The 17,044-nt window shown below is 34.2% G+C and carries 11 protein-coding genes; 8 read left to right on the top strand and 3 right to left on the bottom strand.

Features of this window, described 5'->3' with window-relative positions:
* The first annotated feature begins 6 nt into the window (after positions 1 to 6).
* From OQ292_RS00595 to OQ292_RS00585, 3 genes are all read left to right on the top strand, one after another.
* On the top strand, positions 7 to 1,053 hold the full coding sequence (locus tag OQ292_RS00595; protein ID WP_284684102.1) for a TlpA family protein disulfide reductase: 1,047 nt from the start codon (positions 7 to 9) through the stop codon (positions 1,051 to 1,053).
* A gap of 42 nt (positions 1,054 to 1,095) precedes the next feature.
* Complete coding sequence (gene ybiA, locus OQ292_RS00590) at positions 1,096 to 1,695, top strand: riboflavin biosynthesis intermediates N-glycosidase (RefSeq protein ID WP_284684101.1); 600 nt, start codon at positions 1,096 to 1,098, stop codon at positions 1,693 to 1,695.
* 310 nt (positions 1,696 to 2,005) lie between these two features.
* The gene (locus tag OQ292_RS00585) at positions 2,006 to 2,776 is read left to right on the top strand and encodes a DUF6567 family protein (RefSeq protein WP_348970599.1); all 771 of its coding nucleotides are present in this window, start codon (positions 2,006 to 2,008) and stop codon (positions 2,774 to 2,776) included.
* Here OQ292_RS00585 and OQ292_RS00580 read toward each other — a convergent pair.
* Positions 2,773 to 4,839: a putative porin gene (locus OQ292_RS00580; protein WP_284684099.1), complete on the bottom strand. Its 2,067-nt coding sequence runs from the start codon at positions 4,837 to 4,839 to the stop codon at positions 2,773 to 2,775. The genes OQ292_RS00585 and OQ292_RS00580 overlap by 4 nt on opposite strands.
* Positions 4,840 to 4,998: 159 nt before the next feature.
* Positions 4,999 to 5,448: a GNAT family N-acetyltransferase gene (locus OQ292_RS00575; protein WP_284684098.1), complete on the bottom strand. Its 450-nt coding sequence runs from the start codon at positions 5,446 to 5,448 to the stop codon at positions 4,999 to 5,001.
* A 131-nt stretch (positions 5,449 to 5,579) separates the two neighbouring features.
* Between OQ292_RS00575 and OQ292_RS00570 the strand changes: the two genes are divergently transcribed.
* Positions 5,580 to 6,392 carry a formylglycine-generating enzyme family protein gene (locus OQ292_RS00570; RefSeq protein ID WP_284684097.1) on the top strand — a complete coding sequence of 271 codons (813 nt, stop codon included), beginning with the start codon at positions 5,580 to 5,582 and terminating at the stop codon, positions 6,390 to 6,392.
* Positions 6,393 to 6,422: 30 nt separating this feature from the next.
* Here the strand turns inward: OQ292_RS00570 and OQ292_RS00565 are convergent, their stop codons facing one another.
* A complete protein-coding gene (locus OQ292_RS00565; RefSeq protein ID WP_284684096.1) occupies positions 6,423 to 6,935 on the bottom strand; it encodes a hypothetical protein in 513 nt (170 codons plus the stop codon).
* Between the two features lie 229 nt (positions 6,936 to 7,164).
* Here OQ292_RS00565 and OQ292_RS00560 point away from each other — a divergent pair, with 229 nt between their 5' ends.
* Genes OQ292_RS00560 through OQ292_RS00545 form a run of 4 tightly spaced genes read left to right on the top strand, consistent with a single transcriptional unit; the run spans position 7,165 to position 17,039 of the window.
* The gene (locus OQ292_RS00560; protein WP_284684095.1) at positions 7,165 to 9,711 is read left to right on the top strand and encodes an ABC transporter permease; all 2,547 of its coding nucleotides are present in this window, start codon (positions 7,165 to 7,167) and stop codon (positions 9,709 to 9,711) included.
* Between the two features lie 23 nt (positions 9,712 to 9,734).
* A complete protein-coding gene (locus OQ292_RS00555) occupies positions 9,735 to 12,149 on the top strand; it encodes an ABC transporter permease (protein ID WP_284684094.1) in 2,415 nt (804 codons plus the stop codon).
* Between the two features lie 35 nt (positions 12,150 to 12,184).
* Positions 12,185 to 14,614 (top strand): ABC transporter permease, encoded by a 2,430-nt coding sequence (locus OQ292_RS00550; RefSeq protein WP_284684093.1) that lies wholly within the window; start codon positions 12,185 to 12,187, stop codon positions 14,612 to 14,614.
* 40 nt (positions 14,615 to 14,654) lie between these two features.
* On the top strand, positions 14,655 to 17,039 hold the full coding sequence (locus OQ292_RS00545) for an ABC transporter permease (protein WP_284684092.1): 2,385 nt from the start codon (positions 14,655 to 14,657) through the stop codon (positions 17,037 to 17,039).
* Positions 17,040 to 17,044 lie beyond the last annotated feature (5 nt).

The raw sequence follows: 17,044 nt of genomic DNA, 5'->3' as shown, positions 1-17,044 counted from the left end.
CAAAATATGCACTTAATAAAATTATTGCGATTTTGGGATGATAGTTACCCAATAGAAAAGTGGTTTGAATTGGTTGATAGTGCAGCTACAGACTTAATAAAGATGAATTGTTACGATGAATATGCTAAAGTAGCAAGTAGTAAAGGAAACCACGAAGAGGCATTAAAGTATAGCAATTTATCAGTTAATTGGGCAAAAGAACATTTAAATGCTCCCGAAAGAACATATCGAGAAAAATGCTGGTATGCATTATCGGATGAGGAAATACAAAACTCAAGGAAACGAGAATTAGCTATTTTTTTAGTTACACAAAGTGAAGTGTTAGCTAAGCTCGATCAAAAAGATAAAGCTTATAAAGCCTGCCAACTAGCTATTGAAAATAGTAATTTAGAAGATGCCAGATTGAATGATAGGATAGTAGAATTACTAATTAGTATTAATCGTACAGATGATGCAAAAGACATAGCTAAAATAGCTTTAAGTAAAGGTAAAGCATCTACTAACCTTAAAAAGGTTTTGGGAGATGAACCAGATGCAGGGATAGATTCTATTGCTAACGATTACCTTTTAAGTAAGGAAGATTACTTAAAATCTTTAATGAAAAATAACATAGCGCCTAACTTTGATCTGTACTCTTTAGACGGTGAAAAAGTATCGCTTGAAGATTTAAAAGGCAAAGTAGTCGTGCTTGATTTTTGGGCAACTTGGTGTGCTCCATGTGTAATGGCATTTCCTTATTATAAAGAAGTTGTCGAAAAGTATAGAGATGACGAAAATGTGGTTTTCTACTTTATAAACTTAGATAAAGATAAAGAAAAGGAAGATATTTCTTCTTTTATGGAAAGTCGAAAGGTTGACTTTAATGTATTACTTGATAAGGAGAATGATTCATCAAAAGATTTTGCAGTGTCTGGTTTGCCCACCAAAATGATAATAGATAAAAATGGTTATATTAATTTTGGAGAATCTGGTTTTAAATCCGATAAAGAAGAATTTATACAGGAGCTATCTCTCATGATTGAACTTGCGAAAAATTCTGAATCATTAAAATGATAGAAGTGTTATAATCCATCTGAATAAAAACGAAGAACTAAAATGACAAGTAAATACGGTGTAGATTGGCTTAAAGAACAGTTTAATAATGAGGTAAATCTCAAATATGTATTCTTTTGGGGGCACACAAAAAGTAAAAATGAAGTGACTAGTACATGTTTTAGCCAGTGGTATGAATCTCAGTTTATAATTGATGGAGTAGCCTATAAAACTGCCGAGCACTGGATGATGGCTCAAAAAGCCTTGTTGTTTGGAGACAAAAACATTTATGAAAAAATTATCGCGGCAAATACTCCAGCAGAAGCAAAAAAACTAGGTAGACAAGTTACTGGTTTTGACGAGAATATTTGGAATGCACACCGCTACGATATTGTGCAGTATGGCAACATCTATAAGTTTAACCAAAACAGAGAGCTGTGGAGTTTTTTAATGAGTACCAATACGAGAGTTTTGGTAGAAGCCAGTCCAGTAGATCAAATCTGGGGAATTGGTTTGAGTAAAGACAGTAATGATGTACATCATGTTCATAATTGGAGAGGTCTTAACCTATTAGGTTTTGCGCTCATGGAAGTAAGAGATTATTTCACAGAAAATGGATTTTTTGGATCTTCTGAAAGAAAAACCGAAAAGACTTGGTTATAATTTTAGATATAGAAAAGATCTCAACCTATAACTAATAGTTATAAAGATTTATAGAGTCTAAGAAAGCGATAAGTAGGTGATAAAGAAAATGTAAGTTTATATACCCCAACAAACGAAAGCTATTGTAATTCAAGAAATTATGATAGCTTTTTTTGTTACATATTAAAAACGAAAGAAAATATTTTGAAAAGCTCACTGTAGCGCATGTAGAGTAGGTCCTGTTCAATTTAACTTTTTTTATAAAAAATAGCCTTTTATGGTTAGCGTTAGCATAGTAGATTTGACGCTATTAACTAAATTTTTATAAAAAATGATTATCAAAAAAAGGTACTTTTGCCTATTACTTCTATTGTCTTCTTGCGCATTTCATAGTGGAATAATGACCAGCAGTGTTGCTCTTACAGATGCAAATTTTAAAATCGTTGGATTAGCTCATGGAAATGCTCACACTTTAAAAGTTTTGGGGATTGGTGGTTTAGATAAAGATGCCTTGGTGTTAGAGGCTAAAACAGATATGTACAAAAAGTATCCACTACCAAAAGGGCATGTGTTTGCCAATATTACAGTTGACTTTAAAAACTCATTCCTCATATTATTTACCGAGACAAAAGTGACCGTTTCGGCAGATATTATTGCTATGGGAGAACAAGCCGAAAGTACCGGAAGTCTACAGAATGAAAACAACGGTGCTAACGATTACTATAACCCTATAAAAAAGCCTGTTTATACTAAAAATGGCATTTTACAAAGTGGAGATTCGGCCGTTTATCTCGAAAGCAACGAGTTAAAGCCATGTAAAATAAAAGAAATAAAAGGTGCTAAAGCATTTATAACTGAAGGTAATGAAACGGTAGCTTCATCGATTAAGCTCAGAAACTTATATTCTACCACCAGAACATATACTACTGAAAAGGGAATAAACCTTAAGCCCGGAGATGAATATATGATTTTGATCTTAGGGAAAGAAGTAAATGCCATTGTAGTCGCTCTAAACGAAGACAAAGTGCTAGTTTTAGCTAATGGCAATTACTTTAGCAAAAAATACAATGAAATCTTCTATGTAAAAGATGAAGAGAATTAATCATAAAACAACCAAGTGAGACCAAATTCAAAACTTCTTGGTTGGCCCATATAAAGAGGGGTAGTGTAATATCCCTCTCTTTGTACACCTTGTAAAGCATTTGTCATCTTAAGGAACATGATAACTTTTTTCATCTGGAAGTTCAAAAAGAAATCTCCTCTTAGGTAATTCCCAACTTTTAAGTCGTCTTGCAAATAGAACTGCTGCGTAACTGGCATAAATGCATCAGCAAAATATTCTGAGTTCCAATGGAAGTCGAAACCAGTTTGTATCAGAATTGGAAAACCAAACGGGTGGCCTTGGTAATACACCTGATAATTAGCTAGTATTTCAGGCATTCTAATAATATCCTCTGTATCGTTTAGTGTGTAAACACCATAAACTCTCTGATGGAACCAGTTAAAATGGGTTTCCATTTCTAAGCCTACTTGTAAAATAGAGATCGTCTCTCCGTACTGTGTAGGTAGCGCCAAAGTGTCGTAGTAGATGTAATCGTCAAAGGTTGAGTAGCTAGCAAATGGCCTCAACATCACTTTTTTGTTAAGTAAAGGGGCTGAAACTTTGGTTTCTGAGTAAGAAGCACTTCTTAAATTCCCTTCACCTGTATCTTCATTGATAGAGCTATTATCCCAATTAAAAACTTCACCATAATAATATTGCTGCATTAAGCTTGGCTCTGCTGCAATTCTTCTGTGGCTTACAGTTAAAAGAGGAGTTTGCATTTCTGCAAATATTTTTAAGCCTGTGTCTTCTCCAACTAATGTTTCATAATCTCCTCTAAACCTAATTGTTGGGCTTAAATCGTAGGCACCTTTAAAGCCGAAAAACCTTTGGGCAGATAGCTCTCTTGGTATTTGAATATCTGGAGCGATCTGAAAGTGATACTTGTAATTTTTTTGTTTTATGTAAAATAGATAGAAAAGCTTATCGGCTCTACCTTTTAAGCCCAATGTATTTTCGAGCTCATTAAATCGCTGAGTATGTGTGTAGGTAGATGCATCACTAAAACCTAACTGAGAGAAAGTCTCATAATAAGCTATATTGGTCTGGAAAGCCTCATCAAAGTATTTGTATTTATTTTTCTCATAATTGAAAATATGGAAAAGCTGCAAACCTTGATGTCCTAAGAATGTATACTCGTGGAAAAGCCTTGCTTGGTCTTTCCTTTGTGTGCTTTGTACACTAGATAAGCGGTTTTCTAATTCGCCGGTACCTAATCCAAACAGCTCGTCGAGCGACTCGTAAGTGGTTTCTTCGCCTTCTTCCAATTCTCTTGGAGGATTATCTAAAAGCAAACTGTCTTCGCTGCTCAATTGCAATCCACCTGTTTCTTCCATCACATGTTTCATGCTTTGCACAAAAAATAGCATTCGATATCTTTTATTATCAGACTCGTATCTGGTTTTAAAGATGTAGTCTTCGTGCGAAACCTGCCTGTCGTTGGAGTTGGCACTTTCTGATCCAATTAAAACTCTGGCATTGAGTCGGTAAATTCTTAAACCCACATTCCAGTTTGGTTTAACATTTTGGGAGTGATGTACATCTATAATAGACCTACCTTCTGCTCCTTGCACATAGTACCAACTGGTAAAGGGCGATTTGGTATCCAGATATTGGATTTTATCTTCGGTATGCAAATAGGGTTTTAAATTGGTAATGCCCAGCCTGTCTCCAATTTCGTTTGGTGTATCAAAATAGATAGATTTAATGGCAGTACCCAAGTTGCCTAAATCCTGATATTCGTATTGGTTTTTATCGACAAAATTGTAGCGATGCAGATTATGTAGAGTAGTATCTAAATAATGTTCGTCTCTACGGTTAAATAACCAATCTAATTCATAGATAAAGCCTGAAGTTCTGGTAGAATAGATATCTTCTGGAACGGGCTCAAGAATTAATTGGCCTTTGTCGTCTTTTTTTGCACCTAAGCTATCACTTTTGGGAAGAGACCCAAAATCGGCATCACTGAGATTATTGTCATTCTGACTTGGCAGTACCTGTGCTGATAATTCTGATAACAGAAAAACAGAAAAAATACAGCAAATAAAAAAATGCTTTTTCAAATTTGGAATATTGAGCATTACAGATGAATAAACCTTTCCAGAATCTTCAGATCTAACTCACTAGTTTATTGAACTGAAAATCTTTCTTCAAACTAAACACGAAATTAACGAGTATCATGCAAAAAGAAAGTATTTAAGAATTTTTAAGAGTGGATAAAATTATTTTAACCACTCATACATGTCATAATGTTCTTTAGTCATGCCTATTGCATTGTAAACCTTTTGCGCTTTCTCGTTAGTTTTTTCTACATACAATCTTATGCCTTTATAAGATTCGTTTTCATCAACAAATTTTTGGAGCTTATCATACATTTTTCTAAAAATGCCTTTTCCCCTGTGTGCTTCTACTACAAACAAAGAGTGAATCCACAACACATCACCATTTCTCCAATCGCTCCATTCGTATAAAACTAGGAGTGAAGCTATAATTTCTCCTTCACTTTCTGCTATTAGATAGTAACCTCTATCCGGCTCGTCTAATATTTTATTAACTCCTTTTACAACAGTAGCTAAATCTAATACAAGGTCTTCAGTTTCTCTTGCCATTGTTACCTGAAAAGCAGCAATGGTTTCTGCATCAGCTTTTATTCCCTTTCTTATATCAATCATTACTCAAAAATTTTGAACAAATCTAAAAAGATAATCTTTAAACAAATAATGGGTTCTTTATTAAGAAAAAATTGGATTTAACCTACTAATACATTTTTTTTAAAACATAGGTAGAATTTACCTGAATTAGCATGCATAGAGTTTTAGGAGTTTTGCTGTTTGGAATCGTGCTTTTGCAAATTAGTTGTAGTAAAATACAACGTATAAAGGATGAGCAACCAATCAGTAAAAAAGAAAAAGTTACAGTAAACCAGTCTTTGGCTACAACATTCTCAAGAGAGTCTCAGCAGCAAAACCAGATGGAAAATTTGCTATTGGTCGACCCTATAAAACCTACTGAAGAGCCAGATTTATTTGAATTGTTACCCGATAAAGTTACAGTGCCAGAAGATATGGTATTTGTTCCTGGTGGTGAGTATCTAGAAAAAGATGGTAATGTAGTAGGTAATAGAATGATTAAAGGCTTCTTAATTGATAAAAAACCAATATCGTATCAAGAATATAAAGATTACATAGAGATTACTCAACCAAAAGATATACACTTTGAAAATGTAAAGTTTATTTCTTCTAGTGATTTAAAGAATACTGAATCTGCTGTAGTGTTACTTTCTTGGTTTGAAGCAAATGCTTATTGTAACTCACAAGGCAAACGATTGCCAGATGCATTCGAATGGAAACATGCGGTAATTTCTTCTCAAAAAGATGCTACTCTTAAAGATTATAAGATTCCACATATTTGGGAGTGGACAAACAACTGGAAAATGAGAGAAGGAGACGATGTGTATACTTTTGTGCCAGATGCTTACAGTAAAAAAGTAATCTTAAGTTCTCACTATTCAGATAATAATACCAAGCAGGTTTGGGATATTTCTTCTGTTGAGCCAGAAGAAAAAAAGGAAAATATAGGTTGCCGATGTGTTCAGGAGATATATGTGAAACCTTGATCAGATCAATTATATTTTCCCAATTTTCATTTATTGATCTAATGAAATTCTCAAAAACTCTCCACTAGAAAAAGTTACAACATCTTGTGCTCCTGTTGAACAGACCGTGCCCCCAAAAGTACCGCTAATATAGCCTTCATCTGTATTGTATTCATCAATAAAAATGCTGCCATCAATCGTGGTGCAGCCAAAAGAAGAGTGTGTTTCTATACCTGTTGCATTACCTTCTTCGCGATAGCCCAAAAAATCTCCGTTGGCAAGTGATGTTATTTCTTGAGTTCGGCTTTGTATCTCATCTGGAAAACCCTGAATACCAATAATAACAGCCTCATTTAGCTCTGCTGTAGCAATTATGGCAATTTCTACCTCGCCATTGCTATTTTGTGTTGATGTTACTTGAAATTGGAACGCTTCCCATTCATAACCATTGATGTATAGGTGCATATAGTTTTCGGTTGGGTATTCATCAGAATCGCAACTGAAAAGCAGTAGGAAAAAGCTACAAGCTAAAATAGTGGTGAAGTTGTTTTTGAGCTGGTTCATTTTAAAAAAATCTATCAGATGATATTTTGTGAAAAATTAATTTGTAAACATAGATTATTTAGTAAAAAATCAAATAAGTTTTTTGTACTGTATCATTTTGTATCGCCAGCAAACAGCAGTTGTAACGTTTTCGATACACTTAAATCTGTGAGTGTGTTGTAACTATTTGATAAACAGCAACTTAAATGCTGGCATCCGGATTGAAATAAAAATTACAAAATCGAACATTATGTTTAAGAATATTTTAAAAGTAGCCTTTAGAAGTTTAATCAGACAGAAGTTTTATAGCCTAATTAATATTACAGGTTTGGCTGTAGGTTTAGCATCTTGTCTGTTTATCTTAATTTATATTTCGTCTGAACTTAACTTTGATAAACATAATAGAAGTTATGAACAAATTTATCGCTTAAACCAAACAAACATTTGGTCAGAAGAAAATGTAAGGTTAACATCAGGAGGGCCACCAGTAGCAGCTTTATTAAAAGAGAATTATCCTGAGGTGGAGGGGAGTGCTAGAGTGTATCAGCCGGGAAGTTATTTTATAACATTTGAGCAGCCCGGCCAACAGTCTATGGCTTTTGAAGAAAAACGATTGGCTGGTGTAGATACTTCTTTTATCTCCATGTTCAATTTTGAATGGTTGGCTGGTTCTCCTCAAAATGCACTAGATGAGCAAAACTCAGTAGTAATCACAAGAAGCACGGCTAATAGATATTTTGGCGAGGTTACAAACTTTAACGAGTTAGTAGTGGGGAAGATGCTCAAAATAGACAATGGAAAAACAGCGCAAAATGTAGTGGTTAAAGGTGTGATTGAAGATATGCCTTTTGCTTCTCACTTTCACTTCGACTTTATGTTTTCTATCTACACTTTTAAGGAGATGAAAAGAATGGAGTGGAGCTGGATTTGGAGCCAATGTGTCACTTATGTAAAACTGAAAGAAGGAACAGATGTAGCTGCACTAGAAAATAAAATGGCAGATTTGCCTAAAAAATACGCAGGTAACACCATCGAAAGAGTCTTGGAGATTAGTTACGAAGAGTTTGAGAAAAAGGGAAAACCTTGGGAGCTGTTTTTATTACCACTAAAAGATATTCATTTAAGATCAGAAGGAATTACCAATCCATATCCACTTGACCCAGTAGGCAGCATAGATAACTTATATGTGTTTGGTTTAGCTGCAATTTTTATTATTCTACTAGCTTGTATCAATTTTATGAACTTGGCAACAGCAAGAGCAGCAGGAAGAGCTAGAGAAATTGGTGTAAGAAAAACATTAGGCTCTAATAGAGAATCATTAATCTGGCAGTTCTTGCTCGAATCGATGATAATTAGTGCATTTGCAGCGCTTTTATCATTAGGAATATGCGAATTATTAAGGCCATATTTTAATGAATTAACAGATAACACTTTCCATAAACCCATATCTGAATACTCAGAAATCACCTACTTTTTACCAATAGCAACCATTATTACAGGTTTGTTGGCAGGTATTTATCCAGCATTTTATTTAACTCGCTTCCAACCAGTTGAAGTTTTAAAAGGACGATTGCCAGGTTCAAAAGGTGGCGAAAAACGTTTCAGAAGCTTTTTGGTAAGTATGCAGTTTGCTGTTTCAACATTCATGGTTATTTCAACGGCTTTGGTACTTTCTCAAGTAAAATTTATGAGTAACAAAGACCTTGGTTACAATAAAGAAAATCTATTCAGTATTAGGCATATCGAAATGCTCGGAGGGCATTCTAGCTCAGAAAGCGAAACTTACAATGCCGATAAATTAAACAGACAAAAAGCATTAAAAGAAGAAGTATCGAAAATACCTGGGGTAAAAATTGCCAGCCAAAGCAATGGTATGATGCCTCATATATATTACCATGATTACTTTAAATCGAATGCTACTGGTAAAAAATTTAGCTTAAACCATATTATTACTGATGTCGATTTCTTAAATCTTATCGATGTAGAACTGCTATACGGAAGAAATTTTAATCACGAAAAAGGTTCTGATTTAAATAAGGTAATTCTCAATGAAGCAGCAGTAGAGCAATTAGGTTATACTAAAGGTAATTACGAAAAGGCTTTAGGTGAATTTATCTCGTATCCTTATCCATCGGCACCAACCTTTGAGGTAATAGGCATTATGAAAGATGCAAAGCTAGAAGGTGGCTACAATGAAAGTCAAATAGGCCCGATAGCAGTGTTCTTACAAAGTGAAAATATTAATGATTATACAAAGGAGTCTTTTCTTACAGTAAAAGTTGAAAAAAACACAGATCTGCATGATTTGATTGGCAACATCGAACAGGCTTGGGCTAAACAATCTGGTGGTTTGCCTTTTCAATACTTCTTTGTAGACGATCGCTTTGATGCACTTTTTAAAACCGAAGTAAAGCTAGGCAAAGTATTAGGTGTATTTACCTTTATCGCTGTGCTTATCGCAGTTTTAGGTCTGCTTGGTTTGGTGTCTTACATCTCAGAAAAGAAAACGAAAGAGATAGGAATAAGAAAAGTTCTGGGAGCATCGCCTATAGAAATCTTATTACTGCTCTCTAAAGAATTTACCTTCTTACTAATCGCAGGTTTCTTAATCGCAGCTCCACTAAGTTATTACTTCATTTCTAGTTGGTTAGCTAATTATGCAGATAGAGTGAGTATTTCTCCACTCGTATTTATTCTGGCTTTAGTAGGAGGTTTATTACTTGCTTGGATTACCATATCGCTACAAGCTTTAAAAGCCATTCATTTAAAAGCCGTAGACGCAATTAGAACCGAATAGAGAAGAATTACAAAATATTAGATATGCTGGAACTTCTATTTAAAACATCTTTCAGAAACTTGCTAAAAAACAAGTTGCTCACCATTATCAATGTGTTGGGGCTTTCCGTCGGTATCACTTGTGTTTTGGTTGTTTACTTGATCATCAGTCATGAAAACAGCTATGATAAATTCCAATCTAACTATGAGAATGTTTTTCATATATATACAGAATTTAAGTCTGGAAAAAGTACAGGCTATAATGCAGGAGTTCCACCTGCTTTACCTTTAAAGTTGAAGGAAGAAGTACCAGAAATAGAGACTTTAAGCTGTATTTATTATGGAGGGGGAAATTTAAAAGCTTTAGATGATAATACAGATGTTGTTAAATCAGAAGGTTTGAACTTTTATACTGTTGGAATAGATTCTAATTACTTTAAATTATTCGATTGGGAGTGGATTTCTGGCTCATCTATTAAAAGCTTTAGTAATAAAGAGTCTATTGTTTTAACAGAAAAAACAGCACAAAAGCTATTTGGAAACCTAGGTGTATTAGGTAAAGAAGTAAACGTAAATGACGAATATCTTGTAACAGTAACAGGTATTCTTAAGAACTCTCCATACCCCAGTAACTTTGAGTTTGATGCATTTTTCCCAATAGCACTTATCCAACCTGATCATATAAATGAAACTAATTGGACTGGAGTTTCAAGTGGTTATCAGAGTTGTTTTTTATTAAATGGTTCAGGTGAGAAGTTACAAGAGCATACCAATCTTATTGAAGAAAAAATTAATAAACTATATGCAAAAAATGGAATTGATTCTTGGGCAATGAAAATAAGACCATTGTCATCCATTCACTTTGATATCAATATGCATTCTTATATCGGTAATCAGCCAAATCCGCAAATATTAAGGTATCTGTTTTGGATCGCACTGGTAATCATTGTTTCAGCTTGTATCAATTACATCAATTTATCAACTGCTTTTTCAATTTTGAGGTCATCTGAAATCGGTGTTAGAAAAGTATTAGGTAGCAGCAGAAAGTTATTGATTATGCAGTTTATGGGAGAAACATTAGTAATGATATGTATTGCTACAATACTTTCTTTTTGTTTTACTGAATTGTTTTTAATTCATATTGATGTATTTTCATTTTGGAAATTTGATTCAAGTTTGTTTATTAATGCATTAATCCAAGATGGCTTTATATATTTATTTATCCCATTTCTTATAGTAATAATTACTATACTTTCGGGCTTTTATCCAGCATTTCTGGCTTCGGGTTATCATCCGATAAAAGCATTAAAAGATAAGCTTGATGTTAAAAATAGTAGTGGTTACTCGCTTCGTAGGTCTTTAGTATTTCTTCAGTTTTGTTTATGTCAGGTATTTATTCTAGGTACATTGGTAATCATGTATCAATTAGACTTTATGCAAAACTCTGATATGGGTTTTGATAAAGATCATATACTTACTATTGACTTGCCAGATAGCAAAAAGAAAGAGGTGCTTACTAATGAGTGGAATAATATAGAAGGAATTAAAAGTATAAGCTTATCAAACTCATCGCCTATTCCTAGCGGCTGGACAGCAATAGATACTTCTGTAGAAACAGATAGCAATATAACAACTTCTCAAATTATTGATATAAAAGTGGATAGTGCTTATTTCGATTTGTACCGAATGAATTTTGTAGCTGGTGCTAATTATAAAGAGCGAGATTCTACAGAAGCACTTATAGTCAATCAGCAATTTTTAAGTCGTTTTGGATTTAAAAATCCTTCTGAAGCCATCGGGAAAAAGGTATTGATTGATAAGGGAGAAAAATTTAGAATAATTTCTGGAGTAGTAGCAGACTTTCATGTTGAGTCTTTCCGTTCCCAAATCCCTGCAATAATGATGAGCCAAGATCAAAAGTCTTATTATGTTCTAAATGCTAAAATAAGCCCTATAAACAGAGCTGAAACCTTGGCTGCGATGCATTCTGTTTGGAAAAGCTTATTTCCAGAAACTGAGTTTAAATATGAGTTTTTAGAAGATCGCATATATAGAATGTATAAGGCTGAGGAGCAGGTTTTAAGGGTGTTTAACTTATTCTCTGGTATAGCCATTTTTATAAACTGCCTTGGCTTGTTTGGTTTAGTTTCTTTTATGAGCTTGAGAAAAACCAAAGAGATCGGAATAAGAAAAGTTTTTGGGGCAAGCATAAGCCAAATTGTAATGCTCTTTTCTAAAGAATTTTTATTACTCGTAATATCAGCATTAGTAGTTGCTGGCCCTATAGGTTATTATTTTATGGATATCTGGTTAGAAGATTATGCTTATAAAATAGATATAGGCTGGAGTTACTTTGCACTCACTTTATGCATTGCGCTATTGATCACCTTACTATCTGTAAGCTATCAATCTATAAAATCTGCTTTAAGAAACCCTGCCGAAGCACTACGATCAGAATAAAAAAACTTTAACGTAATTATTTAAATACTTACCATATGCTGGAACTTCTGTTTAAAACTTCATTCAGGAACTTACTGAAAAACAAGATGCTCACCATTATAAATGTGTTGGGCCTTTCAGTGGGTATCACCTGTGCATTAGTCATTTACTTGATTATCAGACACGAAAACAGTTATGATAAATTCCATTCAAAACTAGATAACATTTACCATCTCTACACAGAGATGCATTTCGGGGAGCACCAAAGTTATAACCAAGGTGTGCCGTATCCTGTACACGAAACCATTGAAGCAGAGGTGCCAGAGATTAAAGTCCTTGGCGAGTTACTAACAGAGGGAGATGTTGATGTGCGTCTCACAGATGCTACTGAAGGAAAAGAAAATAATAAAATTGAGATCGAAAATTTGGCAGGAGTCGATACCAATTACTTTAAAATTTTCGATTGGGAATGGATTGCTGGTAGTCCTGAAAAGTCTCTGTCAAACAAAGAATCAATTATTTTAACAGAGAAATCTGCGATACAGATTTTTGGAAATCTGGATGTGGTTGGTAAAGAGCTTAAAATGGAAAATGAGAAGCTTGTAACTGTAACAGGTTTGCTTAAAACTCCGCCAGCACCGAGTAACTTTGAGTTTTCTGCATTTGTACCCATCGATTTGGTTAACGATAGAGTTTCTGGTTCTAAGTATTGGACAAGCGTAACGAGTAACTATCAGAACTATATACTGGTAGAAGGTGAAGACGAGGTGCTGCAAGCAAATGTAGAAAAGCTAGAAAAGAAAATTTACGATCTGTATAAGAGTAAAAATCCAGATAAAGATTCTGAGTGGGAATTAAAAATGCAGCCTATGCAAGACATGCATTTCGATCAAGAAATGTATGCTAATACAGGTCGAAATGCCAATGCAGATGTACTCTGGTATTTGTTTGCGATAGCTGTAGTTCTAATACTTTCAGCTTGTATCAACTACATTAATTTATCTACCGCATTTGCCACATTAAGATCATCTGAAATAGGAGTAAGGAAGGTTTTAGGTAGCAGTAAGAGGTTATTAGTGTTTCAGTTTTTAAGTGAAACAATGATACTAATAAGCATGGCGGTTGCTATTTCTTTTTGCTTAACCGAATTGCTTTTAATGAATATGCAAGTCTTTATAGACTGGGGCGAAAAGGAAAACTTATTTAGAGAAGCACTTCAAAATGACTTTCTCATTTATTTATTCATACCCGGTTTAATGTTGTTTTTAACAGTTTTTTCTGGGTTTTATCCTGCAATATTGGCTTCTTCTTTTAATCCGATTGATGCGATCAAAAACAGGATTAACCTAAAAAGTGGCAGAGGCTTTTCTATGCGTAGAGTATTGGTATTGGTGCAGTTTAGCCTTTGCCAGATTTTTATATTCGGTACCATCGTAGTGATGCAACAATTAGACTTTGCTCGTAGTAACGATCTTGGTTTTAATCGTGATCATATTGTTAATATCCACATACCTTGGGAGAAGCAAGATAGAATTGAAGCTTTACAAAATGAGTGGAGAGGAATAAACGGACTTTCTCAAATGAGTTTTTCTTCTCAAGCACCAATTATGAATGGTTGGAGTGCAACTACTATTACTTTAGATAATGATAGTACCAGTGAAGAAAAACAAACCAACCTCATTCAAGCAGACCCAGCATATTTTGAGTTATATGGATTTAACTTTTTAGCTGGTGGTCCTTATCCAGAAAGCGACTCGCTAGAATCTGTCGTGGTAAATCAGAAGTTTTTAAACCTCATGGGTTTAGATAATCCGCATGAAGCAGTAGGTAAAGCTGTATACTACGGTAAAGATAGACCATTAACCATTACAGGAGTCGTTTCAGATTTCCATATTAATTCTTTTAGATCTGAGATTAAACCTTTAATGATGGGTATGGAAAAGGATAATTTGTATGTGGCTAACTTAAAGATTAATCCTGTTACTCAAAAAGAAACGCTTGCAGCATTAGAAAGCAAATGGAATATTGTTTATCATGACGAGACTTTTAAGTACGATTTCTTAGAAGATGATATCTATAGAATGTACAAAAATGAAGAGCAAACTTACCGCTTGTTTAACCTTTTTGCAGGTATCGCCATCTTTATTAGTTGCTTGGGATTATACGGCTTAATTTCATTCATCAGTCTACAGAGAACCAAAGAAATAGGTATAAGAAAAGTGTTAGGTGCTTCTATCAGACAAATCGTTTATCTCTTTTCTAAAGAGTTTATAATTCTGGTAATTACAGCCCTTTTAATAGCTGGTCCTATTGGTTATTACATTATGACAAACTGGTTAGAAGATTATGCCTACAAGATCAGTTTAACTTGGGATATGTTTGCTATAACATTGTGTGTTGCTTTGGTAATCGCTTTAATTACAGTTAGCTATCAATCTATCAAAGCTGCTTTACAAAACCCGGCAGATGCCCTTCATTCAGACTAAGTTCAAATTAATGATAAACAGACTTTAAATTACTAATAGCATGTTCAGAAACATATTTTTGATTACCCTTAGAAACTTCAGGAGAAATAAAATCCATACAATCATTAATTTGAGTGGATTATCTCTGGGTATTAGTGCTGCAATCACCATATTTCTATTATTAAGCTTTCTGTTAAGTTACGACAGGTATCATAAAAACTTCGATCATATTTACCGCCTAGTTTCATCATCAGATAATAATGGTGGGCAAAATAGAAATCATACTCCGGGGGTACCAGTTGTATTGCCAGAAGCTTTTAAAAGTGATTTTCCTTCGGTAAAAGATCAGGTATTTGTGCATTACTATATGGCAGGTAATGTGAGCTTAGGTAATGGAAAAGATTTTTATGAGAATGAAGGAATTGCTTTTACAGAGCATTCATTCTTCGACATATTCGATAGAAAACTGATTCAAGGGAATCCTGCCACGGTTTTAAGAGACCCGGGAAAAGTAGTACTATCACAAAAGTTTGCAAAAAAATATTTTGGTGATGCAGACCCAATTGGTAAAACCTTCAAGCTCGATTTTAAAACAGACTTGGTTGTAGAAGCGGTGATGGAAGATTTTCCAGAAAATACAGATTTTCCATTTGATATGCTTATTACCTATAACACGATTAGAGAGCAATTGGAAAAAGATAACGGATGGGGAAGTATTTCTAGTGACGACCAACTTTATGTTTTATTAGATGAGCAAACTAGCAGAGAGGAAATTGAAGCCGGAATGCCTGCTTTTATTACCAAATACTTTGGTGATCACAATACCGACAAGAAGAAAATAGAGCTACAGCCTTTGGCAGATTTACACTTTAGCTCTTATTACTCCAATTATAGTTTCAAATCAATCAGTAAGGAGAGCTTATGGATCATGGCGATTATTGGTGTTTTCTTATTGATTACTTCTTGTGTAAACTTTATTAACTTGTCTACTGCCTTGGCTGTTAAGCGATCAAAAGAAGTGGGCATTAGAAAAGTGATGGGTAGTACCAGGTCAATACTCATTATCCAATTAATAGGCGAAACTGCATTAATGGTATTTGTTTCTATGCTTATTTCTTTCGGTTTGGTAGAGTTGGCTTTGTATTACCTTAATCCTTTTTTAGGCACATCACTATCAATATTAAGTACAAATTCTGTTGAGCTTGTATCCTTTTTAGTTTTTCTTTTTGTTTCACTTACACTATTGGCTGGTTTGTATCCAGCAAAAGTGATTTCTGGATTTGAGCCGATTTATTCTCTTAAAAATAACATGAACAATAGCCAAACAGGAGGTAAAAAACTCAGACAAGGTTTGGTTGTGTTTCAGTTTGTCATCTCTCAGGTTTTTATAATTGGAACGCTTATCGTAAATCAGCAAATTCAATATCTAAAAACAGAAGATATGGGCTTTTCGAAAGAGGCTATATTAAATGTAGATTTGTTTGAGTCTGATCAGGTGAGGGCAAAATCTTTCAAAAATGATTTATTAAACCTGAAAGATGTTGAAAAAGTAACGCTTGCTTTTAAACCACCAAGTTCTGGTTCAACCTCTGCAACCAATTTGTATTTTACTTCTAAACCGGGAGATTATGGTGCAGAAGTAAAACTGGCAGATAAAGACTATCTTGATACTTATGAGTTAAAATTACTTGCTGGTGAAAACATCACTGAAAGTGATACCATTAAAGATTTTCTTATTAATGAAAGTCTAATGCGTATGGTTGGGATTACAGACCCTCAAAAAGCTGTTGGCGAGGAAATTAAAATTTGGGGTAAGAAAGGTTTGATAAGAGGTGTTGTAAAAGATTTTCATACAAGGTCGATGAAAGAAAAAGTGAGCCCATTAATTCTTATGTCTTTTGCTCCGTATTATGAAACTGTTGGGATAAAACTGATTTCTGGAAATATGCAGAATACAGTAAAAGAGATAGAAAAATTATACAAAACCCATTACTCTAATTACGACTTTTCTTCTAACTTTTTTGATGAAGACATTGCAAGCTTTTATGAGAATGAAGAGAAAATGTCTACCATGTCTAATGTTTTTGCATTGATTGCCATTTTTATCGGAATGCTCGGTCTCTATGGCTTAATCGCTTATTTAACAGAATTGAAAACAAAGGAAATAGGAATTCGAAAAGCTTTAGGAGCCAGTATTTGGGATGTGCTTATTTTGCTTACTAAAGATTATACATTATTAATTGTAGTCGCATTTTTCTTTGCCATGCCACTTTCTTGGTGGATGATGATGACCTGGCTAGAAAATTATCCATTTCACATCGAGCTTAACTTTTTAATATTCTTTATAGGAGGATTTATTTCGTTAATGGTTGCTTGGATTACTGCTGGTTATACCTCAGTGAAAGCGGCTAGACTAAACCCATCGATTAGTTTAAGAGATAACTAGTTTTT

The sequence above is a fragment of the Chondrinema litorale genome, assembly GCF_026250525.1.
GTDB lineage: Bacteria > Bacteroidota > Bacteroidia > Cytophagales > Flammeovirgaceae > Chondrinema > Chondrinema litorale.
Note: the sequence above shows the minus strand (reverse complement) of the source record. Positions and strands in the feature narration are given on the sequence as shown.

Bases quoted from the DNA above. Each gene is read 5' to 3' on its own strand.
- OQ292_RS00595 (WP_284684102.1), top strand. From the start codon at position 7: ATGCACTTAATAAAATTATTGCGATTTTGGGATGATAGTTACCCAATA.
- ybiA (WP_284684101.1), top strand. From the start codon at position 1,096: ATGACAAGTAAATACGGTGTAGATTGGCTTAAAGAACAGTTTAATAAT.
- OQ292_RS00585 (WP_348970599.1), top strand. From the start codon at position 2,006: ATGATTATCAAAAAAAGGTACTTTTGCCTATTACTTCTATTGTCTTCT.
- OQ292_RS00575 (WP_284684098.1), bottom strand. From the start codon at position 5,448: ATGATTGATATAAGAAAGGGAATAAAAGCTGATGCAGAAACCATTGCT.
- OQ292_RS00570 (WP_284684097.1), top strand. From the start codon at position 5,580: ATGCATAGAGTTTTAGGAGTTTTGCTGTTTGGAATCGTGCTTTTGCAA.
- OQ292_RS00565 (WP_284684096.1), bottom strand. From the start codon at position 6,935: ATGAACCAGCTCAAAAACAACTTCACCACTATTTTAGCTTGTAGCTTT.
- OQ292_RS00560 (WP_284684095.1), top strand. From the start codon at position 7,165: ATGTTTAAGAATATTTTAAAAGTAGCCTTTAGAAGTTTAATCAGACAG.
- OQ292_RS00555 (WP_284684094.1), top strand. From the start codon at position 9,735: ATGCTGGAACTTCTATTTAAAACATCTTTCAGAAACTTGCTAAAAAAC.
- OQ292_RS00550 (WP_284684093.1), top strand. From the start codon at position 12,185: ATGCTGGAACTTCTGTTTAAAACTTCATTCAGGAACTTACTGAAAAAC.
- OQ292_RS00545 (WP_284684092.1), top strand. From the start codon at position 14,655: ATGTTCAGAAACATATTTTTGATTACCCTTAGAAACTTCAGGAGAAAT.